20 protein-coding genes are annotated in these 26,129 nt (G+C 29.5%); 19 read left to right on the forward strand and 1 reads right to left on the reverse strand.

What is annotated here, in order from left to right; translation table 11 throughout:
- Positions 1-376: 376 nt before the first annotated feature.
- The 18 genes from rodA to BM119_RS19605 all read left to right on the forward strand — a co-directional run bounded on the left by rodA (position 377) and on the right by BM119_RS19605 (position 23,838).
- Positions 377-1,477: a rod shape-determining protein RodA gene (gene rodA / locus BM119_RS10405; RefSeq protein ID WP_090041251.1), complete on the forward strand. Its 1,101-nt coding sequence runs from the start codon at positions 377-379 to the stop codon at positions 1,475-1,477.
- A 258-nt stretch (positions 1,478-1,735) separates the two neighbouring features.
- Entirely contained in the window at positions 1,736-2,638 is a 903-nt protein-coding gene (locus BM119_RS10410; RefSeq protein ID WP_090041252.1) for a M23 family metallopeptidase, read from the forward strand.
- A gap of 15 nt (positions 2,639-2,653) precedes the next feature.
- Positions 2,654-3,499 (forward strand): site-2 protease family protein, encoded by an 846-nt coding sequence (locus BM119_RS10415; RefSeq protein WP_090041254.1) that lies wholly within the window; start codon positions 2,654-2,656, stop codon positions 3,497-3,499.
- A gap of 202 nt (positions 3,500-3,701) precedes the next feature.
- A complete protein-coding gene (locus BM119_RS10420; RefSeq protein WP_090041256.1) occupies positions 3,702-5,564 on the forward strand; it encodes a TIGR03960 family B12-binding radical SAM protein in 1,863 nt (620 codons plus the stop codon).
- Positions 5,539-6,240 (forward strand): TIGR03936 family radical SAM-associated protein, encoded by a 702-nt coding sequence (locus BM119_RS10425; RefSeq protein WP_090041374.1) that lies wholly within the window; start codon positions 5,539-5,541, stop codon positions 6,238-6,240. The genes BM119_RS10420 and BM119_RS10425 overlap by 26 nt, the downstream gene beginning before the upstream one ends.
- A gap of 150 nt (positions 6,241-6,390) precedes the next feature.
- On the forward strand, positions 6,391-7,830 hold the full coding sequence (locus BM119_RS10430; RefSeq protein WP_090041257.1) for a ribonuclease E/G: 1,440 nt from the start codon (positions 6,391-6,393) through the stop codon (positions 7,828-7,830).
- A 132-nt stretch (positions 7,831-7,962) separates the two neighbouring features.
- Positions 7,963-8,277: a 50S ribosomal protein L21 gene (gene rplU / locus BM119_RS10435; protein WP_090041259.1), complete on the forward strand. Its 315-nt coding sequence runs from the start codon at positions 7,963-7,965 to the stop codon at positions 8,275-8,277.
- A 2-nt stretch (positions 8,278-8,279) separates the two neighbouring features.
- Entirely contained in the window at positions 8,280-8,606 is a 327-nt protein-coding gene (locus BM119_RS10440; protein WP_090041260.1) for a ribosomal-processing cysteine protease Prp, read from the forward strand.
- Positions 8,607-8,610: 4 nt separating this feature from the next.
- Complete coding sequence (gene rpmA / locus BM119_RS10445) at positions 8,611-8,913, forward strand: 50S ribosomal protein L27 (RefSeq protein ID WP_090041262.1); 303 nt, start codon at positions 8,611-8,613, stop codon at positions 8,911-8,913.
- Positions 8,914-9,073: 160 nt separating this feature from the next.
- A complete protein-coding gene (obgE, locus tag BM119_RS10450) occupies positions 9,074-10,351 on the forward strand; it encodes a GTPase ObgE (protein WP_090041264.1) in 1,278 nt (425 codons plus the stop codon).
- Between the two features lie 13 nt (positions 10,352-10,364).
- Positions 10,365-10,673, forward strand: coding sequence for a ribosome assembly RNA-binding protein YhbY (gene yhbY / locus BM119_RS10455; RefSeq protein ID WP_090041265.1), 309 nt, complete (start codon positions 10,365-10,367; stop codon positions 10,671-10,673).
- A 1-nt stretch (position 10,674) separates the two neighbouring features.
- Positions 10,675-11,277, forward strand: a complete 603-nt coding sequence (gene nadD / locus BM119_RS10460) for a nicotinate-nucleotide adenylyltransferase (RefSeq protein WP_090041267.1) — start codon at positions 10,675-10,677, stop codon at positions 11,275-11,277.
- 79 nt (positions 11,278-11,356) lie between these two features.
- Positions 11,357-11,923: a bis(5'-nucleosyl)-tetraphosphatase (symmetrical) YqeK gene (yqeK, locus tag BM119_RS10465; protein WP_090041268.1), complete on the forward strand. Its 567-nt coding sequence runs from the start codon at positions 11,357-11,359 to the stop codon at positions 11,921-11,923.
- 19 nt (positions 11,924-11,942) lie between these two features.
- Positions 11,943-13,172: an LCP family protein gene (locus BM119_RS10470; protein WP_090041269.1), complete on the forward strand. Its 1,230-nt coding sequence runs from the start codon at positions 11,943-11,945 to the stop codon at positions 13,170-13,172.
- A gap of 13 nt (positions 13,173-13,185) precedes the next feature.
- Positions 13,186-14,091, forward strand: coding sequence for an RluA family pseudouridine synthase (locus tag BM119_RS10475; protein ID WP_090041271.1), 906 nt, complete (start codon positions 13,186-13,188; stop codon positions 14,089-14,091).
- A 798-nt stretch (positions 14,092-14,889) separates the two neighbouring features.
- A complete protein-coding gene (locus tag BM119_RS20415; RefSeq protein WP_090041273.1) occupies positions 14,890-18,615 on the forward strand; it encodes a glycosyl hydrolase family 18 protein in 3,726 nt (1,241 codons plus the stop codon).
- Positions 18,616-18,880: 265 nt separating this feature from the next.
- Positions 18,881-21,199, forward strand: coding sequence for a putative mucin/carbohydrate-binding domain-containing protein (locus tag BM119_RS10485; RefSeq protein WP_090041274.1), 2,319 nt, complete (start codon positions 18,881-18,883; stop codon positions 21,197-21,199).
- Positions 21,200-21,240: 41 nt separating this feature from the next.
- Complete coding sequence (locus BM119_RS19605) at positions 21,241-23,838, forward strand: putative mucin/carbohydrate-binding domain-containing protein (protein WP_143087316.1); 2,598 nt, start codon at positions 21,241-21,243, stop codon at positions 23,836-23,838.
- Between the two features lie 116 nt (positions 23,839-23,954).
- Here the strand turns inward: BM119_RS19605 and BM119_RS10495 are convergent, their stop codons facing one another.
- The gene (locus BM119_RS10495) at positions 23,955-25,184 is read right to left on the reverse strand and encodes a D-alanyl-D-alanine carboxypeptidase family protein (protein ID WP_177199389.1); all 1,230 of its coding nucleotides are present in this window, start codon (positions 25,182-25,184) and stop codon (positions 23,955-23,957) included.
- 198 nt (positions 25,185-25,382) lie between these two features.
- Between BM119_RS10495 and BM119_RS10500 the strand changes: the two genes are divergently transcribed.
- Complete coding sequence (locus BM119_RS10500; protein ID WP_177199390.1) at positions 25,383-26,021, forward strand: ComEA family DNA-binding protein; 639 nt, start codon at positions 25,383-25,385, stop codon at positions 26,019-26,021.
- Positions 26,022-26,129 lie beyond the last annotated feature (108 nt).

Genomic DNA, 26,129 nt, shown 5'->3' on the forward strand with positions numbered 1-26,129 from the left:
TTGGCGGATCTTATTCAACGTGTCTTAAGACACAGCCAGTAATATGCCCTTATAGGGCTAGAGCATGCCACCCGTTTTACGGGTGGTCATGACTTTATAAGTAAAAACTTTCTACAAATGTATTTAAAGGTGTAAGTATATTTGTAAAAAATACACTTAACTTTATATTAATTCATCATATAGAAAATATAAAAAAGTTTAGATGAACTTATCCAGAATTGTATCAGTGCTTATTCTTGATTTAAGAAGTAATAGTAGTTCTATGAATATATTTAGTTAATATATTGTAAAAGTTCATGAACTTAATATATTTGTAAATTAAAAAAAACATTTAATATGTTATACTATTTAGATAAATCTGAAAGGAGGGATAAGCATGTTTAGAAAACTAAATTCAGATTTAAGATTATTTAGAGAACTAGATTTTACAATTGTAATAATTTCAATAATTATATCTATATTTGGAGCATTAAACATATACCTTGCAAGTGGTATATCAGATGTTATAAAGCAACTGAGTTGGTTTATAATAAGCCTATGTGCAGCTTATTTTTTAATACTTATAGATTATAATTTAATAAAAAAGGCAATACCTATATTTTACTGGGCAACGGTAGCATCTCTTATTTTTACAAGATATTTTGGAGTTATTGTAAATGGTGCAAGAAGGTGGATTAGGATAGGGCCATTATCTATACAGCCAGCAGAATTTGCGAAACTAGCCATAATCTTAATTTTAGCTAAAAAATTAGATGAGATGGAGGGCAATGTAAATGATATTAAAAATTTTTTGATATTAGCAATTTATGCTGGAATACCAATGCTCATAATAGTGCTTCAACCCAACATGGGACTTACAATGATATGTTTTTTCATTGTATTAGGAATGTTTTTTGTATCAGGGTTAGATATAAAGGTAATAGTAGGAAGTTTTATGTCTATTATTACCTTTATTGCTCTTATTTGGAATTCGCCTCTTATGCAACCTCACTGGAAAAAAAGACTTTTATCATTTGTGAATCCATCTGCTGATGAACTTGGAATAGGGCTTCAATTAAAACAATCAATGATAGGTATAGGATCAGGTGGAGTATATGGAATAGGGCTGAAAACAGGAAGTTATGTTTCAGAATTTGTTCCTGAAAGTCAAACAGACTTTATATATGTTGTTATTGCTGAGCATTGGGGCTTCATTGGAGGAGTTTTTTTATTACTTTTATATGGAATACTAATTTATAGAGTAATAAATATAGGTAAGAGTTCTAAAGATATATTCGGCAGTATGATTTGTATTGGATTTGTATCAACATGGATATTTTCTATATTACAAAATATAGGTATGACAATAGGTGTAATGCCTATATCAGGAATAACACTTCCATTTATAAGTTATGGAGGAAGTGCTGTTTTAGCAAGTTATATGGCTTTAGCCATTGTTCTTAATGTAGGTATGAGGCGTAAAAAAATAAACTTTTAAAAAGTTTTAGATTTTGTTATATTCTTAAGATAGATATTAACATCTCAGTACTACTTAGAGTATATGATGTTAATTGCATACAGGTATCTACTAATATAGTAATTGTAGAAGTGTTTTTAGTTACATTAAAAAAGAGATTAATAAAAAATCCTTTGAAATTTTCAAAGGATTTTTTTGAATGTGCCTTATATAAGAATAATATTATAAAACTTAATCATATATTATAAGGTAGCAATTTAATATAAGTGAGGAGAGGTTATGAGATATTATAATACTCAATATGAGAAGTATTATAAAAACCTAGGAATAAGAGATAGGAAGGGGACAAAACATACAGATAATAATAGAATAAATACTAATTTAGGTAATGGAGGTATTAGTGGATATGGGAATATCAATACTCTTAATAAAGGTAGAGGAGGTTATGGAAAAAAAGAGAGTAGCATATCGATAATACCGAACTTTGGCACTAAAAATCCAGGAAAAACTATAATATTTCAACTTGTTGGAACACTTCTATTATTTACTATTATCATAGGATGTAAAGTAATAAAAACATCAGAAACAGCATATGCATATGAATATGGTAAAAAAGTTGTAAGTGAAAATTATGATTATAAAAATGCTATAGACTATGTTAAAAACTATGACTATAAATCTATAAATATTAGCAATTTAAAAGAATTTAAAATTGATGGTATAAATTCATCAGTAAGTACTTATTTGGACAAATTTAAGGTCAAATTAGGGGAATTTACTTCGGCTAGAAATGTGATAGAAAAAAATTATATGATTCCTTGTAATGGCAACATATTATACGAATTTAATAAAGAAGAAGACAAATGTTTTAATAGAGAAGTTCATAAAGGATTGGATATAGCATGTAATAATAGTGATGTAGTTGCAACAAATAGTGGACGAGTAAAGGAAGTCGGAGACTTTAATGAAGGTGGTAAATATATAATAATGGACCATGGAAATGGTATTGAGAGTAAGTACTATTTTTTGAAAGAAGTTAATGTAGATATAGAACAAGCTGTTAATATTGGAGATGTTGTTGGTAAAGGGGCTCAAAATAAGGATGGAAAAAATGATTTTATTCATTTTGAAATAACTTATATGGGTGAGGAGAAAAATCCATTAGAGTTTGTTAGAAATTAGTTTTAGGAGACGTAAATGACTAAAAAGAAGAGACTACTTATTTCATATATAGTAATTCTTATTATGATAGGATTCCAAAGGGCATTTTTAATAGCATTCATATTTGTATTTCTTCATGAATTAACTCATGTATTAACAGCTAGATTATTAGGAGTATCAGATATTAAGCTTAAAATAATTCCAATGGGAACCTACATAGAAAGTAACAGCTTTGATTACTTAGATTTAAAAGAAGATATCTTAATATCATTAAGTGGTCCAATTTTTAATTTAATATTAGGGTTTATATTTTGGAGTATAAATAAGTATTTAAGTAGTGAATTTGTTTTATGGTGTGCTTTAAGCAATTTAGCATTAGGTCTGATTAATCTTCTTCCTGCATTTCCTTTAGATGGTGCAAGAATAATCAGATGTATTTTAAATAAAAAAATTATATATAAAAGAGCGAATAATATTGTAATTAAACTTAGTTTTTTTACTGGAATTGTTATGATTATTTTCTTTATAATATCATATATTTATGGTGTGGTAAATTTCAGTATATTACTTATGGCCATACTTATACTGTATATATCACATAAGGAGAAGGAAAGGGTTGTATATATAATTATGGGGGATATAGTAAAGAAAAAATCAAAATTTTTAAAAAAGAGCTATATAGAAAATAAAAGTATATCTGTATATTATAAAAAAGATTTGCTTTACCTTATGAATATAATGGATAAAAATAAAAACAATATATTTACTGTGTTAGATGATAATATGGAATTTAAAGAGGTAATTTTTGAACAGGAAATTGTAGAAGCATTAAAAGTATATGGTAATATATCAATAGAAGAGTATATAAATATTAAGTATTAATTTATAAAAATCAAGAGGACATACAAACCTCTTGATTTTTTATGTACAGGAAAGTATAAAAATCTTTGATTCTAAAATAGAAACTTGTAACTATAAAGTAGCTACGCTACTTTTTCATGTTTACAAAAATCATATTTATTCTTATAATAGTGTTTTAGAACGTAGTTTATGTAATTTTAATATCCTAAGGAGGAAATTTTAGATGAAAAAAAACTTAGATGATATTTTGTTCAGAGTTGAAAAACCTGCAAGATATGTAGGTGGAGAGTTAAACTCTGTAATTAAAGATAAAGAAAAAGTAGATATAAGGTTTGCTTTTTGTTTTCCAGATACATATGAGGTAGGTATGGCTCACTTAGGAAGTAGAATATTATATCATACAATTAATAAAAGAGAAGATACATATTGTGAAAGGTGTTTTGCTCCATGGCCAGATATGGAAGCATTACTTAGAGAAAGTAATATACCATTATTCACCTTAGAAACTAAAGATTCTTTAAGTGAATTTGATTTTCTAGGATTTACTCTTCAATATGAGATGAGTTACACTAATATATTAAATATGTTAAATATGGCTAACATAACTATAAGAGCTTCTGAAAGAAGAGAAGATGAACCAATAGTTATGGCTGGAGGACCTTGTGCATATAATCCAGAACCACTTTATGATATAGTTGATTTCTTCGAAATCGGAGAAGGCGAAGAAGTTATGGATGATGTTTTAGAGGTTTATAAAAAATATAAGGGTAAGGGAAAGAAAAAAGAATTCTTGAGAGAAATTTCAAAGATAAGAGGGGTATATGTACCATCTCTTTATGATGTTACTTATAATGAAGACAACACAATCAAAGAGTTTAAACCTAAATATGAAGATGTTCCAGTTAAGGTAGCTAAAAGATTCATAAGCAATTTTGATAATGTTGAATTTCCAGATAAGATAATAGTTCCATTTACAGAAATAGTTCATGATAGAGTGGTTCTTGAAACATTTAGAGGATGTACTAATGGATGTAGATTCTGTCAAGCGGGAATGATATATAGACCAATTAGAGAAAAAAGCAAGGATACATTACTTAATCAGGCGGAGACTTTGTTAAAAAATACAGGATACAATGAAATATCTTTAAGCTCATTAAGTATATGTGATTATTCAGACATACAAGGTCTAATATTAAATTTGATGGATAAACATAGTAAGGATAAGATTTCTGTATCGTTACCATCAATAAGAATAGATGCTTTTTCAGTAGATTTAATAAAAGAAATTCAAAAGGTAAGAAAAACAGGACTTACTTTTGCACCAGAAGCTGGCTCTCAAAGAATGAGAGATATAATAAATAAGGGTGTTACAGAAGAGAGAGTATTAGAGGCAGCACACTCAGCATTTGAATCAGGTTGGTCTACAATAAAGTTATACTTCATGATAGGATTACCTTATGAAACTATAGAAGATGTACAAGGAATAGCACATCTTGCGGATAAGGTAGCTGGTGAGTATTTTAAGGTACCAAAAGAGGTTAGGAATAGAGGACTTAGAGTAACAGCAAGTACATCAATATTTGTACCTAAGCCATTTACACCTTTCCAATGGGCGGCACAAGCTAGAATGGAAGATGTAGTTGAGAAAATTAAAGCAGTAAAGTATAGCATAGAGAGTAAAGCTGTTACCTATAATTATCACGAGTCTTTAGTATCTTATCTAGAAGCAGTTGTAGCTAGAGGGGATAGAAGAATGTGTGATGTTATTATTAAAGCTTATGAAAAAGGTGCTAAATTTGATGGTTGGTCTGAGTACTTTAATTTTGATACTTGGATTGAAGCTATGGAAGAGTGTAATGTAGACGGAGATTTCTATGCATATAGAGAAAGAAGCTATGAAGAAATACTTCCATGGGACTTCATAGATATAGGAGTAAATAGAAAGTATCTTGAAATAGAAAACGAAAAAGCTAAAAAAGCAGAACTTACACAGAACTGTAGGGAAGGTTGTACAGGTTGTGGAGTAAATGTAAACTTTAAGGAAGGGGTGTGCTTTGAAGGTGCGTTATCTAATAAAATTCACTAAAGATGATTCAATAAAATTTATAGCTCATTTAGATTTAATGAGAACTATTCAAAAAATAGTAAGAAGAGCAGAACTACCAGTGGAATACTCTAAAGGATTTAATCCGCATATGGCGCTTTCAATGGCTCAACCTTTGTCAGTAGGACATTCTTCTAATGGTGATTATCTAGATTTAGTTTTGGCAGAAGAATTAGATGAAGACACAATAAAAAATAAATTAAATGAGTTAAGTAATGTGGGCATAAAATTTTTAGAAGTTAAAAAGGTTATAAATAATCCTAATGAAAAGAAAGTGCCACAAGGTATGGCTCTTATAGATGCTGCAACTTACACTGTTAAGATAAAATACAGTGGAAATGATAATATAGTAAAAGAAATAGAAGAACTTTTAGAAAGTCCTAAAATGGAAATAATTAAAAAAAGTAAGAAAGGAGAAAAAATGGTTGATATAAAACCACATATCTTAGGTGCTTCAGTTAGTAAAGAAGATGAATATGTAATAATAAATTTAGAAGCAGCTTGTGGAAGCAGAAACCACCTTTCTCCAGAGTTATTTGCAACTTATATAAAAGAACATACTAAAGGTTCAGTAGAAAATGCTTTTACCTATATAAACAGAATAGAAATGTTTGCAAACAAAGATAATAAGTTAGTTCCACTATATAAATATGTATAGTAGTAATTTATCTTAAGGTACATTCATTCTATTATATAAATAAGGAGTCAATCTATATACTAAATTTATGATTTTTTATAAAACATTAGTACTAGTGATTGTCTCCTTAATTTCTATTTTTGTAAAAAGTTTAAAGTAGGATGTGTAAATATGAAAGAAATATTTATAGAAAAAAGAGAACACATAAGACGTGTTGCTATAAAAGATAAAGAAAAACTAACAGAATGTTTTATCGAAGAAGAAAAAAATGAGCCAATACCTGGAGAAATATATAAGGGCGTAGTTAAGAATATAGTACCAGGAATAAAAAGTGCATTTGTAGATATAGGATATGAAAAAAACGCTTATTTACATTTAACAAATGAAACTATAAAAAAAGGTCAAGAAGTATTAGTTGAAGTTATGAAAGAAGAGTTAAATGATAAAGGAGCAAAGGTATTTAATCAGGTAACACTTCCAGGTAGGTATGTAGTTTTAAGCAATGACAAAAAAGGGCTTAGTTTTTCAAAAAAAATATTAAGTAATGAATTTAAGATAAAATGTAAAGAGAATCTAGTATTACCAGAAAAATTAGGAGTAATGATAAGAACTCAAGGTGAAATGGTTTCTGTAGATTCTATACAAAAGGAAGTAGTTTATCTTAGCGAAAAATATGAGAAAATAAAAAGGAGTTTTTTATACTCTTTAAAACCAGGTTTATTGCATGGAGAAAAAACAATACTAAATAAAGTATTAAGAGATGCAGTAAATGAAGAAAATACAAAAGTAATGGTTGATAGTAGTGAAGATTATTCTATAATAAATGAATATATAAAAGATAAAGAAGATATATCAATAGATATTTCATTATATGAAGGGCATAGAAATTTATTTGATTTTTATGGAATAGAAAAAGAAATATTAACATTAAGACATAACAAGGTAAACTTGGAGTGTGGTGGACATATTGTTATTGATAAGACTGAAGCTATGTATGTTATAGATGTAAACTCAGGTAAAAATGTTATTGGTAAATCAATAGATAGAACAGCATTTATAACAAATATGCAAGCTGCAAAAGAAATAACAACTCAAGTAAGACTTAGAAATTTAAGTGGAATAATTCTTGTGGACTTTATAGATATGGAGTCTAAAGAAGACAAAAGAAAAATAATAAACATATTAAAAGAAGGTTTTTATGGAGATAAAAATCAAACAGTAGTTTATCCTCATACAGAGCTTGATTTAGTTCAAATAGCTAGAAGAAGAAGAGGAAAAACTATATATGAATATATGGAAGAACCATGTAAAAGTTGCAAAGGTGAGGGTAAAAGACTAAAAGCATCATATATAACCCTTTTAATAAAAAATGATATTCTTAAAAAGGATGGAGAAAATTCATTAAAAGATATCTACATAGAAATGAATAGCATGTATGAAAAAATAATAAGAGATGATTTGTTCAACTTCGTTAAAGAAATAAATGGTTTTAACAAAAATATATATTTGAATTTTACTGAAGGTGTTGAATATTTTAAGGTGGAACCTTTAATATTTTTAAAACAAATAGAAAATTTATCAAAATATAAAATAGATTTTGACGAAAAATAACATAAAAAAAACTTTACAATGGATATTGTTTGTGTTAAAATTCTTTGTGTAGACCGCACACGAAAGGTTTTTAAGTGAACACATTAGCTTGTGTACCCGAGTTGGCGAGACTGGATAGAGGAGGTGTATTTAATGTACGCAGTATTAACAACAGGTGGAAAGCAATATAAAGTAGCTGAGGGAGATGTAATCTTCGTTGAAAAGTTAAACGCTGAAGTAGAAACTACAGTTGAATTAACTGAGGTTCTTGCAGTTTCTAAGGACAACGGTGAGTTTGTTGTTGGAAAGCCAGTAGTTGAAGGAGCTAAAGTTGTAGCTAAGGTTTTATCTCAAGATAAAGCTAAAAAAGTTGTTGTATTTAAGTTCAAGGCTAAAAAAGACTACAGAAGAAAGCAAGGACATAGACAACCATATACTAAGCTTGTTATAGAGAAAATAGAAGCTTAATTATGATTAAAGCTAAGTTTTTGAAAAAAAATGATAAGCTTGTAGCTGTTACTTTGAAAGGACATTCAGGCTATGCTGAAGAGGGTAGCGATATAGTATGTGCAGCAGCAACTACTTTATCTTGCACTATAGGTGATGGTATTGTTAATGTTCTAGAAGTAAAAGCTAATTGTAGTGCTAATGAAGGTGAGATTTACATAGATCTTAATGGAAATAGTGCTTCTGAAATTCAACAATGTCAAGTTTTAATGAAAACTTTGCATTTGGGTTTGAAAAATCTAGAGCTAATTTATGGTATGTATATAAAAGTAGATGAAGAGGAGGTGTAGCCCCATGTTATTAGTTAACATACAGTTACTTGCTCATAAAAAAGGAGTTGGTAGCTCCAAGAACGGTAGAGATAGTGAATCTAAGAGACTAGGTGTTAAATCTGCAGATGGACAATTTGTTTTAGCAGGAAACATATTAGTTAGACAAAGAGGAACTAAAATACATCCTGGAACTAACGTTGGTATAGGTAAGGATGATACTCTTTTCGCTAAAATCGATGGTGTCGTAAGATACGAGAGAATGGGAAAAGATAAGAAGAAAGCTAGCGTTTACCCAGTAGACGTTGAAGAAGTAATAGCTGAATAGTTTATTTAAAGGCACCCTTTAAAAATAAGGGTGCTTTTTTAAAATTATAAAAACTTTAAAAATGCAAATAATAAAGGGAACAACTAAATTTTATATAAATTTAACTCTAAAAGAAGGTAAATTTTGTAAAATGTAGAATTATAATATTGAAGGTGATAATATGTTTATAGATATAGCCAAAATATTTGTAAAATCAGGAGATGGCGGACATGGTTCTGTTTCATTTAGAAGAGAAAAATATGTTCCACTAGGCGGTCCCGATGGAGGAGACGGCGGTCGTGGAGGAGATGTTATATTAATTGCAGATAAGAATATGACAACTCTTTTAGATTTTACATATAAAAGAAAATACGTAGCTGAAAGAGGCGGCGATGGAACTGGTTCAAAGTGTTACGGAAAAGACGGAGATAATTTTATAGTAAAGATACCAATGGGTACTATAGTAAAAGATTTTGAAACAGGTAAAATAATGGCTGACCTTTCACATCATGGAGATAAATATGTTGTGTGTAGAGGAGGAAAAGGTGGAAAAGGAAATGTAAAATTCTGTACACCTACAAGACAAGCGCCAAACTTTGCAGAACCAGGAATGCCAGGAGAAGAAACATATATAACCCTTGAGCTTAAGCTTTTAGCTGATGTTGGACTACTAGGATTCCCTAATGTAGGTAAATCAACTTTATTATCTAAAGTTTCAAAAGCAAGACCAAAGATAGCTAACTATCATTTCACAACATTAAAACCTAACTTAGGAGTTGTTGCAGTAAATGGAATATCTCCATTTGTTATGGCTGATATACCTGGAATAATAGAAGGTGCTGCTGAAGGAGTGGGTCTTGGTTTAAAATTCTTAAGACACGTAGAAAGAACTAGAGTTTTAATACACGTTGTTGATATATCTGGAATAGAGGGAAGAGATCCTGTTGAGGATTTTATAAAGATAAATGATGAACTTAAAAGATATAGTGAAAAATTATCTACTAGACCTCAAATAATAGCAGCTAATAAAACAGATATGTTGTTTGATGATGAAGTTTTTATAAACTTTGAAGCTAAGATGAAAGAAATGGGATATAACAAGGTATTTAAGATGTCAGCGGCAACTGGTCAAGGTGTAGAACCTGTAATTAAAGAAGCTGCAAGGCTTTTATCAGAAATACCAGTACAAGAACTTGAAATATCACAAGAAGATATGTTTATACCAGAAGAGAAGAAATTCACTTACTCAATTAAAGTAAATGAAGAAGGGGTTTATGTGGTAGAAGGAACATTTGTTGATAGACTTTTACTTGCAGTTAATGTAAATGAGCCAGATTCTTTAAGATACTTCCATAAAGTTTTAAGAGGTAAGGGTATAATAAGTGAGTTAATGGAAATGGGTATAGTAGATGGAGATATTGTAAGATTAAATGATTTTGAATTTGAATTCTTATTATAATTGGAGGTAACCTATGATAACAACAAAACAAAGAGCATATTTAAGAAGTTTAGCTCACGGAATAAGTCCTATATTTCAACTTGGAAAAAATGGAATAGAGGATGCATTTTTAAAACAAATAGATGATGCATTAGAGGCTAGAGAACTTTTAAAGATTGCTGTTTTAAATAATAGTGGCTATGAAGCAAGAGAAGCATCAGATGCAATATGTGAAGAATTAAAGTGTGAAGGTATTCAAGCTATTGGTAATAAAGTAGTTCTTTATAGACAATCTAGAAAGAATCCAAAGATAGAGTTACCAAAGCCAAACAAGAGTAAATAGTATGAAAGTGGGAATTTTGGGTGGGACGTTTGATCCCATCCATAATGGTCACTTATATTTAGCAGAGGAAGCTTTACATATTCTAGCCTTAGATAAAGTTGTTTTTATGCCAAGTGGTAATCCACCTCATAAAAAAGGAAAATCTATAACAGATGGAAGCTTAAGATATGAGATGGTTAATGCTGCTATAAGAGATAATGAAAAATTTTTTGTAAGTTCTTATGAAATAGACAAAAATGGATTTAGTTATACTTATGAAACCTTGGAATACATGAAAATGTCTTTAAATAAAGATGATGAGATGTATTTTATAACTGGGGCAGACTGTTTAGACCAGATTTATAAATGGAAAAACATAGATAGAATATTTAATGTATGCAAATTTGTTGTGTTTTATAGGCCGGGTTTCAGTGTGGAAAGTCTTATGGAAAAAAAGAAAAAAGTAGAAGAACAATTTAAAACAGAGATTATATTTTTGCATTTATTAGAATTAAACATATCATCTACCTACATTAGGGAAAAAGTAAGGCAAGGATATAACCTATCGTATATAATACCACCTAGTGTAAACTATATCATAAAAGAACTGAATCTTTATATATAAGTTTGATATGTATTCTTTAATAACTATAAATAAGAAAACTATATATTAAGTTTAATGTATTTGCTGAGGAGGTGGACGTATGTGGACTCAAGATGAAATAAAAGCCTATCTAAAAAACAATCTAAAGGAATCAAGATATAAGCACACATTAGGTGTCGTAGAAACTGCAATAAGATTATCAGATATATATAATTGTTCAAAGGAAAAAGCAATCTATGCAGCTCTTATACATGATGTAGCAAAATATGAAAGTGATGAAAGACTTATAGAGATTTGTACAGGTAAGGGGTATAAGATAGGTACCATAGAAAAAAAATCACCATATCTTCTTCATGGTTTAGCTGGAGCTATAATTGCTAAGGAAAAAATGGGTATAAACGATGAGGATATATTAAATGCGGCTATATATCACACTACTGGACGTGAAAATATGACTTTGTTAGAGAAAATAATATATATAGCTGATTGTATAGAGCCAAATAGGGTTTTCCTTGGGGTAGAAGAACTTAGAATAATTACATTTGATAATTTAGATGATGGTATACTTAGATCTTTAGATGATAATATAAAATTTATCATAGATAGAGGGCTGTTATTGCATGAAAATACAATAAAAGCGAGAAATTATTTAATTGATTTTAAATAATATAAAAGGGTGATGATTTATGAGAAAAAAAAATAAAAAGAAAAGTATTCCTTTTATAATTTTAACATTACTTATATGTGTATTAATAGCTGGATTAACTTCAGCGTCTTTTTTTTCAATCTTCGATGTAAATAAAAGTAAAAACAGTAAAATAAATAAAAATAAGTCATCTATAAATGTGTTGATATTAGGTTTAGATATAGGAGATGCCACATTGACTGGAGATAATATTCCAAAGAGAAGCGATACTATGATGGTAGCTAATTATAATGTTGATAGTAATAAATGTAGTTTGTTATCAATCCCAAGAGATACTTATATAGAAATAAATAAAAAGAAAAATAAGATAAATGCAGCATATGCTATAGGTGGCATAGATTTAGCAAAGAAGAGTGTGGAAGAATTATTGGATACCAGTATAGATTATTATGTAACTATAGATTATGCAGGCTTCAATAGTTTTATAGATGCTATTGGTGGAATTGACATGGATATTGATAGAGATATGATATATGACGATAATACTCAGAATCTCCACATAAATTTTAAAAAAGGAGAAAACGTGCATTTAGATGGTAAAAAAGCAGAAGAATTTTTTAGATGGAGAAAAAATAATGATGGAAGTGGATTTATAGATGGAGATTTAGGAAGAATAGAAAATCAACATAAGCTAATGAATAAAGTAGTTGATAAAGTCACATCTCCTAAAATAATTACCAAAATAGGAAATATAATTAAGATTATACCTGAGTATGTAAAAATGGATTTAGGTAGTGATGAGCTTTTAAAATATGGTATGGGATTTGTGAAAATAGATAAAGATAATTTTAATCAATACACTTTAAAAGGGGACACCAAATATATTAATGGTATATCTTATTTCTTGTATGATAAAAGAAGAAATGAAGAAGCATTAGCATTGTTAAATGGTGAAAGTGAAAGAGTAGATAAGATTAAAAGTGAAAAAGAAGTAAAGGACACATTAAATGTAGAAGTGCTGAATGGAACTAAAACAAGAGGATTAGCTAAAGATATGGGGAAAATATTAAGAGACAAGGGTTATGCTCACGTGACAGTAGGTAATGGTAAAGCTGAGGAAGAAAGCAAAATAATAGTTAAAAGAGAAGATAAAAATGTAGAGGAAATATTAAAAAGAGATTTAAATATAAATAATGTTGAATATGTTCCCGATGAAGGTGGGAATTTTGATATAATAATAACGTTGGGCAAGGATTTTAAGAAAGAATAAAAAGGAGAAGAAAATGAGTAAACTAGAGAAAACAGTAGAAGAATCTTTTCATAATAAAAAAATAAGGGAATATTTAAAAGAAGAATTGCAGCTATCAACAAGGCTTATAAGAGGTGCTGCTATGGACAAGAGACTTCTTGTAAATAATAAAGTTGTGAAGCTTAATTATAAGGTTCAAACTGGTGATTTAGTAGAAATAATATTATCAAAAGAAGAAAGTCAAAACATAGAGCCGGAAAAAATGGATTTAGATATAGTCTATGAAGATGAAGATCTAATTGTTATAAATAAACCACCATATACGGTAGTGCATCCAACTAAAAGTCACGGAAGTGGAACTTTGGCAAATGGAGTTTTGTATTACTTTAAGGAAACTAATCAGAACTGCATAGTAAGATTGGTTAGTAGACTTGATATGAATACATCTGGGTTAATTATAATAGGAAAAAATCAATATGCTCATATGGCATTATCTAGAGATATGCAGAAAGAGGATTTTAAAAAAATATATTTAGCAATAACTCATGGAAATTTGAAGGATGATAAGGGAACTATTGATTTACCCATATATAGATCAGATGAGGATCCTGTAAGAAGAGTAATAGATGAAAGAGGGCAAAGAAGTATCACCCATTTTGAAGTTATGGAAAGATATGAGAAAGGTCAGCTTGTAAAATTATCCTTAGATACAGGAAGAACCCATCAAATAAGAGTACATCTTAATCATTTTGGATGTCCAATATATGGTGATACATTATATGGATTTGAAGAAGATGAAAAAATAATACCAAGACAAGGTCTTCATGCATATGGATTAGAGTTTCCACACCCTAAGACAGGAGAGATTATAAAGCTTACAAGTAAATTACCAAAAGATATGGAAGCGTTAATAGAAAAATTAAAATCAAAAGATTTTTAGATTAAGATGGAAGTTTGATTAGTCTAGATAAACAGTAGGATAACTCTAAGGTATAGAGCTATTGAGCAGTGATTATGTACTACTTAAGAAAAGAGAGTCAAGGAATTTAATAAATAACAAGTAACAAATAAAAGCTTATATCATATATTTTTAATAACAGTATAGTTGGTAAGGTTAGATACACTGTAGAACATGTATCTAACCATTTTTTTATTTGTACAGGAAAGTATAAATAAATTTTATCCTAAAATGTAGATAAAACTAAGATTAAAGAGTTTTTGAATTAAAACTTTAATTAGTGACAAGTTAATGAAAAAATCTTCTCAGTAAGATTTCCAAAATAAAAAGATCTTATTAAAGAAAAATCTGTGATTTTCAACCACAATTATAAATTTTAAATTGTCAATTAAAACGTAGTGCAGCCATTTTTTGATTGTAAAGTAATTTTATGTTAAACAATTTAATAGAGGTGTATTAAAGAACAATATGATAATAAAATAACAATATATTCAATAAATTAATAAATTTAAGACAAAAAAATAAATGATTACTTTATAATTATAAAAAAAATATTGTTATTTTAAATTTAAATTTAAAACTAATTAAATAACAAATTAAACTTACAGAAAAATAGTGTTGAAAAATAAAAAATATATGTTAAAATAAAGTCAATATAAGAAAAATATGTTTATATAGTAAAAAATTAAATTTAATTAAATAAATATCCTGAAATATTGATACAGTTAATAAAAACATCTATATATTTAATAAATTTTATTACCAGGGGGAGATAAAAAAATGGCAAAAAGAGCATTTAAAAAAATGAAAAAATCAGTAGCAAATTGTGTAGTAGCATCAATGTTATTAGGAGCAGTTGTACCAGTGGCACCATTTGTAAACGCATCAGCAATGGAAAATTCAAAATCTATGAAACGTAATGTAATGTATTATGGTGATTGGTCAATATGGGGTGGACAAGATAATTTTTATCCAAAAGACATACCAGCAGATCAATTAACACATTTAAATTTTGCATTTTTAGATTTTGATAGTAATGGAAATTTGATTTTTACAGATAAGGGAGCAGCAGTTGAATCACCAGTAGGAGAAGAAGGAGTGCAATGGGGAGCTAGTAATGCTGGAGTATTATCAGCATTACAGGAATTACGTGCTAAAAATCCTAACTTGAAAATAGGTGTATCTCTTGGTGGATGGTCAAAAAGTGGGGATTTTTCAGTAGTAGCTAGAGATTCAGCTAAGCGAAAAAACCTTGTAGATAATGTTTTAAAATTTATTAAATATACTAATATGGATTTTGTAGATATAGATTGGGAATATCCGTGTTCAGTACGTGAACCAGATTTAGTAGATAACCAACGTGATGAGGGAACTTTAAATAGTATTCCAGAAGACAAAGAAAACTATATAAAACTGTTAAAAGATTTAAGAAATGGTATAGATAAGCAAGGAGTAGAGCTAGAGAGGCCATATGAATTATCAGTTGCTCTTCCAGCATCAAAAGCACAGCTTGATAAGGGTATAGATATTAAGTCATTATTTGACATTGTAGATTTTGCTAATATAATGACTTACGATATGAATGGAGCTTGGAATACAACAAGTGGACATCAAACAGGCTTATATACAAATCCTAATGATCCTAACAAAGGAGCAGGATTATCCGTAGATGAAAGTGTTAATTATTTAAAAAGCAAGGGAGCAGAGGCTAATAAAATAGTTGTAGGAGCTGCGTACTATACACGTGGATGGGAAAAAGTTGTAGGAGGAAGCGATCCAAAAAATCCAGGACTTTTTGGACAAGCTCAAGTTATTACAAAAGATTCAGACCAAACACCAACAAGTGGAGCAAAAAATGAAGCACCACTTACTATGGGTGATGGTGGACGTAGTGGCGGAGTCTGGTCATACCGTAGTTTAAATGGTTTAAAATCCCAATACCCAGGTGTTAAGGAGTACTGGGATGATTCGGCAAAGGCACCATATCTTTATGATCCAAATTCAGGAGCTTTATTTACTTACGACAATGTTAAGTCTGTAGGTGAAAAAGCTAAATATGTAAATGATAATGAATTAGGCGGTATGATAGGATGGATGGCAGGACAAGATGCTCCTACAAACAATGGTAGTAAACGTGATGAATTAACAAAAGCAACAAAACAGGGATTGTTTGGAGAAAACAAATTACCTGAATATGAAATAAAATATAGTAAGTTAAATGTTACGGCAACAGTTAAAACTTATAAGGAATCTTGGGGAAATAGTGGCGGATACGAAATAACTATAAAGAATAACGAAACTCCTAATGAATCTAATGATGTATTAAAAAGTGTTGAAACATCAGCAGAAAGTTTGAAGCTTCCTAAGTTCTATATAAAGAATGATGGAGAACAATTAAGTGGAGATTACACCGCTGGTAAAGTAACAAATGAAGATGGATATACAGTGGTTGATCTTAAATCAGTATGGGAAGGAAAAGAAATTAAACAAGGACAGTCCTATACATTTAAATTAAAAGCAAATAAGGCACCAGAAAATATTGATAATATAAAAAATATAGAATTAGTTCAACGTCTTACAGAGGCAGGAAATGAAATGGCTCGTCAAACAATATTTGGAGATGATAAAATTACTCCTACAAATACAGCACCTGTACTTTCAGGAGTTACAGATAAAACAGTAGAATTAGGTGATGAATTTGATGCTTTAGAGGGAATAACTGCAACTGATAAAGAGGATGGCATTTTAACAAATAATATAAAAGTAACAGGAGAGGTTAATACCGATGCTGCTGGAAAATATAATTTAACTTATAAAGTTCAGGATAAACAAGGATTAGAAGCAACTAAAGAACGTATAATAACAGTTAAGGAAAAAGAGGAAAGTGATTTAAACTTTGGAGTTGGACAAGGTATAGAATGGCCAAAACAAGTTAATGCACCATTTACAGATATGGTTTCATGGATAACAAACCCTGATTACTCAAACAATGGATGCGTAAACCTAACTAGAATTTCACAAGATACAGGTGTTAAATATTTTAATCTAGGTTTTATACAAACACTTTCAGGAGATATTAAAGATGGTAAACTTCAGTGGGGTTGGGGAGGATATTCAGTATTAAATGAAGAGAATAATACTAATGACCAATATCAAGGTATCAAAAAATCTATAAGAGAACTTCGTGAAAATGGTGGAGATGTTGCTATTTCATTTGGTGGAGCCAATGGAGTAACTTTATGGGAAGCAACTCAAGATGTTGAAGTTTTAGCTAACACTTATATGGAATTAGTTAAAGGATATGGATTAACTAATATTAATTTAGATATAGAGGGAGCAGCACAAGATAAAACTAAAAATATAGCTAATGCAAAAGCTGTAAAAAAAGTACAAGATGCAACTGGAGTTAAGGTAGTATTAACTGTACCAGTTTTACCAAGTGGATTAACTTATGACCAAATAAACCTTCTAGATGCATATCTTTCACAAGGTGTTGATTTAGAGGTAGTTAATTTAATGACTATGTGTTATGGACAAGGTACTTTACAGCCAGGTGAAAACTATGGAACAGCATCCTTAAGAGCAGTAGATAGTTCTAAAGATCAATTAAAGGATTGTTATAAGCGCTTTGCTTCAAAGGATTTAACTGATGAAGAAGCTTATGGAAAACTTGGGACTACCCCTTCTATAGGATATGAATCTACGGATCATCCTGTATTTACAACAGAATGGGCAAAATTAGTTGTTGATCATGCAATAGATAGAAAAATTGGTATGACATCATTTTGGTCAATGAATAGAGATGCTAAGCTAGATGATAATAGTGGTATACCATCACAATATGCATTTACTAATATATTTAGATCTTTTGGATCAGGTGGTGGGGTAACACCTCCTAATGAAAATAGTGCACCAGTTTTAAATGGAGTTAGTAATAAAACAATAACTGTAGGAGATTCTTTTAATGCTTTAGATGGAGTATCTGCAATTGATAGAGAAGATGGAGATTTAACAAAGAGCATTAAAGTTTCAGGAGAGGTTAATAACAAAGTTTCTGGGACATATAAATTAGTTTATAGTGTAACAGATAGTAAAGGACTAACAACTACTAAAGAACGTACTGTAACAGTAAAAGAAATAGTAATAGATGAATTACCTGAATGGAGTAGAGAATATGCTCAATCTAAAGGATATCTACCGGGAACAAAGGTAAGACACAAAGGCAAGATATGGCAACAAGTTAGTGGTAGTGCATCATGGTGGGCAGAACCAGGTTCTTCAGGTGCAACAGAGTGGAAAGCTATAGGAGACGATCCAAACTATGTTGAAACAATAGAAGAATGGAGTGACTCACATCAAAGTTCACTTGGGTACACACCAGGAGTTAAGGTTACTCATAAAGGTAACACTTATTTACAAACAGGTGGAAGTTCAGGAAATGAGACTGTTTGGTGGGGTGAACCAGGAACTTCATCAGGGAATTCATATTGGAAGCTTATAAAATAATAAAAATAGAGTGAGCTTGAAATTTTCAGCTTAAATAAGAATGCAATAAGTAAATAAAAAACTATAGAAAAAATCCGATATTCCTTTAGTAGTTAGTTTGAACAACAAACAACAAAGAGAGGAATATCGGATTTAATAACTGGTTATTTACAAGTTGGAAATCCATTAGAAGTCACCACTAATTTATCATATATATAAGAGGATGGGTACCATATGTATAGTAAATTTAGAATTTAACATAGAATAAAAAAGGGGGCAATATTTAATGAAAAAAAAATATTTATTACTTGGAATTATAAGTGCCTTTATGGCAATGGGGATTGGCCATACACAAGTAGCAAATGCAAGAACTAATGCTACCTCTATGTATGTTAATCCACAACAAGCACCTCAATCAGATATTATGACAATTGATTGGTCTGCGGTGAAAAATCCACCGTATACATACTGGGCTGTTCACAATTGGAATGCTGGTGGAGAAGCTGGAGGGTATGCTGGGTTTCAACAACGTGATAATAAGCGTACTGCACATTTTGCAATTTGGGATCCCATTGCTGTTAGGCAAGCAATAAAAGCAGAATACCTTTCACCAAGTTCTACTTCATCACGTTTTGGTGGTGAAGGTGAAGGAATGAAAGTTGAAACAGATTATAACTGGCAACCAAATAGTTGGTATAAGATGACTATGCGTAGTTGGCAGGAAGATGGCCACACAAAATTTGGTCAATGGATAAGAGATGAATATACTAAACAATGGAAACAAATAGCTGTTTTAGATTTTCCAGTAGCAAATGTTAAATTTAATAATGTTGGTGGAATGTTTCAAGAGGATTGGGCTGGAAATGGAGGTGCAGAAAGAGAAGCAAGATTGAAAAATGCATATAGCAGAAGAGATAGCGACAAATCTTGGGCTTCATTAAATAGACAACAAATAAATGTTCAATATCCACAATTAAATTGGAATGGTGGAGGAAACTCAGAGTATGTTTGGGTTAGTGCAGGCGGTAACGCTAGACCATCAATTAATAGTGGACAAGTATTCACATTAAATCAACCAAGTAAGCCAGACATGGGAAATTTAGATTTTGATATTATAAACAAAAAGTACGAAAACGGCAAGTTAAATATTTCATGGAAACTAAAAGATCAAAGTACACCTCAATTTAAAGGGAAAATAGAAATTTATAATAATTCTAGTATGACAGGTTCACCTGTTAAAACTATTAATAACATAAGATCATATAAAAATGAAATAAATGAATCTGCTATATTAAGTAGCGAAAATGGTCTTTATGCAAAAGTAATAATAACAGATTTATTTGATAATGTAGTTACTAAAACAGTTAATTTAACTAACGGAAATCAAGAGGTAAATAAAGGTTCATTGTTTACATTTGACTTTAAGGGCTATAGTGACAAACAATTTGCTAAACTTGATCTTGATCTACAAAATTTAACTAGTAAACTTACAGTTAAAAATATTAAAACACATTATTATTTTAAAGATAGCTATGCTTCAATTTTAGTTCAAGATAAAAATGGTATGACTGTTTTTTCTAGAGATTTCATTGGAAGTGAAGTTAATGATGCTTCAAGTGAAAATATTCCGTTAAAAGAAGGTTATTATTTAACAGTAAAACATAGGGAGTACTCAAATAGACTTTTTATAACTAATAAAGATAATAATGTAGAACTTAATAAAAATTCTACTAATTCATATCAAATTGGTAAAAATCAATTAAAATCTGTTGATCCAGGAAGTATACCAAAGCCTAGTGAAAACCCTTATCTAGGTAAAAATTTTGATTTTACTTTTAAAGGCTTAGGAGATGTGATTTTTGCACAATTAGATTTAGATTTAAATGCCCAACAAGCAAAATTTGATATAAAAGCAAATAAGCCACATGTTTATTTTAAAGATAGCTATGCATCAATTGTAATTAAAGATGCTGAAGGCAATTCTGTTTATGAAAAAGACTTTATTGGAGATAAATTAAATGACTCTTTGATAAAAAATATTCCACTTAAAGCTGGATACTATATAACAATAAAGCATAGGGAAGCAGATAACCGTTTATTAATTACAAATACAAGCAATAACTTAGAATTAACTAAAGGATCAAGCATAAATTATCAAATAAAAGATAATGGTGTAACTGAAGTTTCAGCAAATGAAATTCCTGTTCCAGATAAAGCAACTTATTACGGAACTGAATTCAGTGCTATTTTTAGAGGATATGCTGATAGGACTTTTGCTGATGTGAAAATGAATTTAACTAAAAAAGAAGCAACAATAAGTATATCAGAAGGTATTGTTCATAGTTATTTTCCAAACACTTATGCTTCAATTTTAATTCAAAATAGCAAGAAAGAAACTGTGTATTCTAAGAATTTCATTGGAACTATTAATTATTCTAAAAATAGTGAAATAGTTTCCATTGAAGAAGGAAGTATAATTACAATTACTCATTTAGAGTCTAATAACAGATTACAAATTGTTAATACAGAAAACCAAGTTCAGTTGCAAAAAGGAACTTCTGTTACTTATCAAGTTGTAGACGGTGGTTTAAAGAAAATATTATAAAATAAAAGTACACTTAAATTCAAAAAAGGAAGTGATAATTTATGAAAAAAAAATCTTTGTTAATTGGGGTCATGACAATATTAATGGGACTAGGAATTGGAAATGCAAAAGTAGCTCATGCAGATTCAGGCGCTACTGCAATGTATGTCCGTTCAGTACAAAACCAACCATCAGACATAATGACAGTTGATTGGTCTGCAACAAAAAACCCACCGTATACTTATTGGGCAGTTCACAATTGGAATCCTGGTGGTGAAGCTGGAGGTTATGCTGGGTTCCAACAACAAGGTAGCAAACGTACATTACATTTTTCAATTTGGGATCCTATTGCTGTTAGGCAAGCAATAGAAGCAGAATATCTTTCACCAAGTTCTTCTTCATCACGTTTTGGCGGAGAAGGTGAAGGAATGAAAGTGGAAACAGAATATAACTGGCAACCAAACAGTTGGTATAAGATGACTATGCGTAGCTGGCAAGAAGATGGTCATACAAAATTTGGTCAATGGGTAAGAGATGAATTAACTAAACAATGGAAGCAAATAGCTGTTTTAGATTTTCCAGTAGCAAATGTTAAATTTAATAACCCTTATGGAATGTTCCAAGAGGATTGGGCTGGAACTGGATATGCAGAAAGAGAAGCAAGATTAAAAAACTTTTATAGTAGAACAAGTATTGGAACTTGGAATTCTTTAAATCAACAAAGAATAAATGCTCAATATCAAGAAAGAAATTGGAATGGTGGAGCAAATTCAGAGTACCTTTGGGTCACTTCAGGTGGTAATACAAAACCATCTATAAGTAATGGACAAGTATTTACATTAAATCAACCAAGTAAGCCTAACATGGGAAATTTAGATTTTGATATTATAAATAAAAAGTATGAAAACGGTAAGTTAAATATTTCATGGAAGCTAAAAGATCAAAGTACACCTCAATTTAAAGGAAAAATAGAAATTTACAACAATTCTAGTATGACTGGCATGCCAATTAAAATAATAGACAACATAAAGTCATATAAGGATTCAGTAAATGAAATAGCCCAATTAACTAGTTCAAATGGACTTTACGCTAAAGTTAATATTACAGATTTATTTGATAATACTGTTACTAAAACAGTTAAACTAAATGGTAATGAATCTGAAACTACAGATACTGAAGCACCAACTATACCACAGAATGCTAAAATTATAAATATAACAGAAACTTCAGCCCAAATACAATTCGATCCTTCAACTGATAATGTAGGCGTCAATAAATACTGGGTATGGGACAATATCAATAAAAAATATATAGGGTCTTCCACTTCAACAACTGTTGATTTAAAAGACTTAACTCCTAACACAGATTATTCTATAATTCTTAGAGCATTTGATAAAGCTAATAATTACTCTGGACCTTGTTTTCTAAAATTTACAACAAAAGGTGAATCGAGTTCATCATTTAGATTTGACTTTAAAGGATATAGCGACAAACAATTTGCTAAACTTGACCTGAACCTTGCAAATTTAACTAGTAAACTTGTAGTTGAAAACATTATGCCACATTATTATTTCAGTGATAGTTACGCATCAATTTTAATTCAAGATAAAAATGGTGAAACTGTTTTTGCTAAAGATTTTATTGGTAATGAAATAAATAATGCTTCAACAGAGAATATTCCTCTACAAGAAGATTATTATTTAACAGTTAAGCATAGAGAGTATTCAAATAGACTTTTTATAACCAATGAAGATAAAAATTTACAACTTACTAAAGATACTACTAACTCATATCAAATTGGTAAAAATCAATTAAAATCTGTTGATCCAGGAAGTATACCAAAGCCTAGTAAAAATCCTTATATAGGTAAAAATTTTAATTTTACTTTTAAAGGCTTAGGAGATGTGATTTTTGCACAATTAGATTTAGATTTAAATGCCCAACAAGCAAAATTTGATATAAAAGCAAATAAGCCACATGTTTATTTTAAAGATAGCTATGCATCAATTGTAATTAAAGATGCTGAAGGCAATTCTGTTTATGAAAAAGACTTTATTGGAGATAAATTAAATGACTCTTTGATAAAAAATATTCCACTTAAAGCTGGATACTATATAACAATAAAGCATAGGGAAGCAGATGACCGTTTATTAATTACAAATACAAGCAATAACTTAGAATTAACTAAAGGATCAAGCATAAATTATCAGATAAAAGATAATGGTGTAACTGAAGTTTCAGCAAATGAAATTCCTGTTCCAGATAAAGCAACTTATTACGGAAGTGAATTCAGTGCTATTTTTAGAGGATATGCTGATAGGACTTTTGCTGAGATGAAAATGAATTTAACTGAAAAAGAAGCAACAATAAGTACATCAGAAGGTATTGTTCATAGTTATTTTCCAAACACTTATGCTTCAATTTTAATTCAAAATAGCAAGAAAGAAACTGTGTATTCTAAGAATTTTATTGGAACTATTAATTATTCTAAAAATAGTGAAGTAGTTTCCATTGAAGAAGGAAGTATAATTACAATTACCCATTTAGAGTCTAATAACAGATTACAAATTGTCAATACAGACAACCAAGCTCAGCTGCAAAAAGGAACTTCTGTTACTTATCAAGTTGTAGATGGTGGTTTAAAGAAAATTAGTCAATAAAGTTGCTATATTCAAATAAAAATTTAAATTATATGTAAAAAAGTGAGTATTAACAATATACAAATTGTTAATACTCACTTTATTTTTAAAATCAATTATGTTTTATTATAAAAACATTATAGGTTTATTCTTGTACGCTTTGTTCTTTGAATTATCATAGTTACAAATATAAGTGTTAATGATATTAATAATGCAGAAGCCATTAAAACCCTAGAATCAATATTACCAGATTCCATAATATTATTCTCCGGTTTATCTATTCCACTTAAGAGATTTATTTTACCAATTTTATCACCATCTAAGGTAATAGTAGCAGTAGAAACAACATCATCCTTCTTAAAATCAATTTTATCTAAATTGGTGTTTTTAAATTTTATTTTAGGGGTATTTTTTTTATCAACATTTTCTAGGTAATAGAAGTCATTTTCACTTAACAATGGAATGCTTGTAGAATTAATATTTTTTGATGTTAATTCATCACCTTTACCTAGGAATTTAGTTAATTTAAAATTATTAAATCCATATTCAAATAACTTTACACCATCTTCGAAATATCTAGCTTTATCATCAGTATGTATAATTGCCGAAATAAGGGTTACACCATCTTTTCTAGCTGCACTTATAAAGCTATGTTTAGCATCTATTGTATATCCAGTTTTTCCACCTATACAGTATGGGTAATATGTACTAGAATTTTTAGAAAGTATAGTAAGTCTATTAGTAACCCATCTTTCTGTTTTCACCTTTTCATTAGGTAAGATTTTATAATAAGGTTTTTGAGCTATATCTTCAAACTCTTTATGTTTTAAAAGTTCTCTTAAAATTAATGAAAGATCTTTGGCACTTGTATAATGATCTTTATCATATAAACCACTTGGATTAACAAAATGAGTGTTAACTGCACCAAGTTCATCAGCTCTTTTATTCATAAGGTTTGCAAATTCAGGTATAGAACCACTAATATGCTCAGCTAAGGCTTCGGCTGCGTCATTACAAGAGCCTATAATTAATGCATTTAGAAGGTCTTCAACAGTCATAACTTCACCTTCTTCAAGACCAAGGGCTGTACCATCTGCACAAGCTGGAACTTTTCCGATTGTTACCTTGTCAGTTAAAGAAGTTTTTTCTAAAGTTAAAAGAGCTGTCATTACTTTTGTTGTAGATGCAGGAGGTAATTTTTCATCCATGTTTTTGTTGAATAAAACCTGTCCAGTGGATGCATCCATAAGAACTACGCCTGCTCCTTCTACATCTGGTGGAGTTGATGCATATGCATTAATAGTAAATGATGTAGAAATAATTAAAAAACCTGCAAGTAAAAATATTAAATTTTTCATATGTTTCATAAAATAATCCTCCAAATTAACAATTTTAAATGACATATATAAACAAATAAAGATATTATCATTGTTTATAGTGTATAATTTCATCGAAAATTTATCGCTTTTAATAGTATACCAAAAAAATAACAAATTTTCGATATAAAAATTTCTCTATTGGCAATAATTATATTTAATACTATGAATTTGAAAGGAGAATTTTTCTTGAAAAGGAAACAAAAAATTATTGGAGCAACTATAATACTTATAATTTTTATAAGCATTCTTTCGGTGAAATTTGTAACTTCAAAAATTTCACAAAGTAGTATTGGCTCATTAAAAGAAGAAGATATTTTTATAGAAAAGGTAGAAGAACCTAAGGAAAACAAAAGTGAAGGGAAACAAAGTAAGTCATCTAGAATTACTGTAGAAATTAAAGGCCAGGTAAAGAAACCAGGTGTTTATATATTGACTAAAGATAGCATATTAAAGGATCTTATATATGAAAGTGGAGGTATTACAGAAGAAGGATATGTTGAAGATATAAATCAAGCAGAGAAACTAAGAGATAATAGTGCTTATAGAATACCTAATAAAAATGAAGAAAAAAATAACACAGGAAACATAAAGTCCACATTAGCATCATCTAATGGAAATAATGGTGGAAGTGGTGATCAAATCAGTTTAAATAATAGTACAAAAGAAGAACTTAGCAAACTACCAGGAGTTGGGCCAGCAACAGCAGATAAAATAATTGCATGGAGAGAAAGTAATGGGAGTTTTAATTCTATAGAAGATTTAAAAAAGGTTTCAGGTATAGGAGAAACAAAATTTAATAATTTAAAGGATAAGATTACACCTTAGGTACATTCAAAAGGCTTTAATTAATGGGATAAATATAGTCATATTCTTTTAAATTTCTGTAAAATAATATATAATGTGATAGAAGAATGAAAGAATAGAGGTGGAACA

The sequence above is a fragment of the Clostridium frigidicarnis genome (genome assembly GCF_900111985.1).
GTDB lineage: Bacteria > Bacillota > Clostridia > Clostridiales > Clostridiaceae > Clostridium_Z > Clostridium_Z frigidicarnis.

Coding starts and splice junctions, on each gene's coding strand:
- rodA (WP_090041251.1), top strand. CDS start 377: ATGTTTAGAAAACTAAATTCAGATTTAAGATTATTTAGAGAACTAGAT.
- BM119_RS10410 (WP_090041252.1), top strand. CDS start 1,736: ATGAGATATTATAATACTCAATATGAGAAGTATTATAAAAACCTAGGA.
- BM119_RS10415 (WP_090041254.1), top strand. CDS start 2,654: ATGACTAAAAAGAAGAGACTACTTATTTCATATATAGTAATTCTTATT.
- BM119_RS10420 (WP_090041256.1), top strand. CDS start 3,702: ATGAAAAAAAACTTAGATGATATTTTGTTCAGAGTTGAAAAACCTGCA.
- BM119_RS10430 (WP_090041257.1), top strand. CDS start 6,391: ATGAAAGAAATATTTATAGAAAAAAGAGAACACATAAGACGTGTTGCT.
- rplU (WP_090041259.1), top strand. CDS start 7,963: ATGTACGCAGTATTAACAACAGGTGGAAAGCAATATAAAGTAGCTGAG.
- BM119_RS10440 (WP_090041260.1), top strand. CDS start 8,280: ATGATTAAAGCTAAGTTTTTGAAAAAAAATGATAAGCTTGTAGCTGTT.
- rpmA (WP_090041262.1), top strand. CDS start 8,611: ATGTTATTAGTTAACATACAGTTACTTGCTCATAAAAAAGGAGTTGGT.
- obgE (WP_090041264.1), top strand. CDS start 9,074: ATGTTTATAGATATAGCCAAAATATTTGTAAAATCAGGAGATGGCGGA.
- yhbY (WP_090041265.1), top strand. CDS start 10,365: ATGATAACAACAAAACAAAGAGCATATTTAAGAAGTTTAGCTCACGGA.
- nadD (WP_090041267.1), top strand. CDS start 10,675: ATGAAAGTGGGAATTTTGGGTGGGACGTTTGATCCCATCCATAATGGT.
- yqeK (WP_090041268.1), top strand. CDS start 11,357: ATGTGGACTCAAGATGAAATAAAAGCCTATCTAAAAAACAATCTAAAG.
- BM119_RS10470 (WP_090041269.1), top strand. CDS start 11,943: ATGAGAAAAAAAAATAAAAAGAAAAGTATTCCTTTTATAATTTTAACA.
- BM119_RS10475 (WP_090041271.1), top strand. CDS start 13,186: ATGAGTAAACTAGAGAAAACAGTAGAAGAATCTTTTCATAATAAAAAA.
- BM119_RS20415 (WP_090041273.1), top strand. CDS start 14,890: ATGGCAAAAAGAGCATTTAAAAAAATGAAAAAATCAGTAGCAAATTGT.
- BM119_RS10485 (WP_090041274.1), top strand. CDS start 18,881: ATGAAAAAAAAATATTTATTACTTGGAATTATAAGTGCCTTTATGGCA.
- BM119_RS19605 (WP_143087316.1), top strand. CDS start 21,241: ATGAAAAAAAAATCTTTGTTAATTGGGGTCATGACAATATTAATGGGA.
- BM119_RS10495 (WP_177199389.1), bottom strand. CDS start 25,184: ATGAAACATATGAAAAATTTAATATTTTTACTTGCAGGTTTTTTAATT.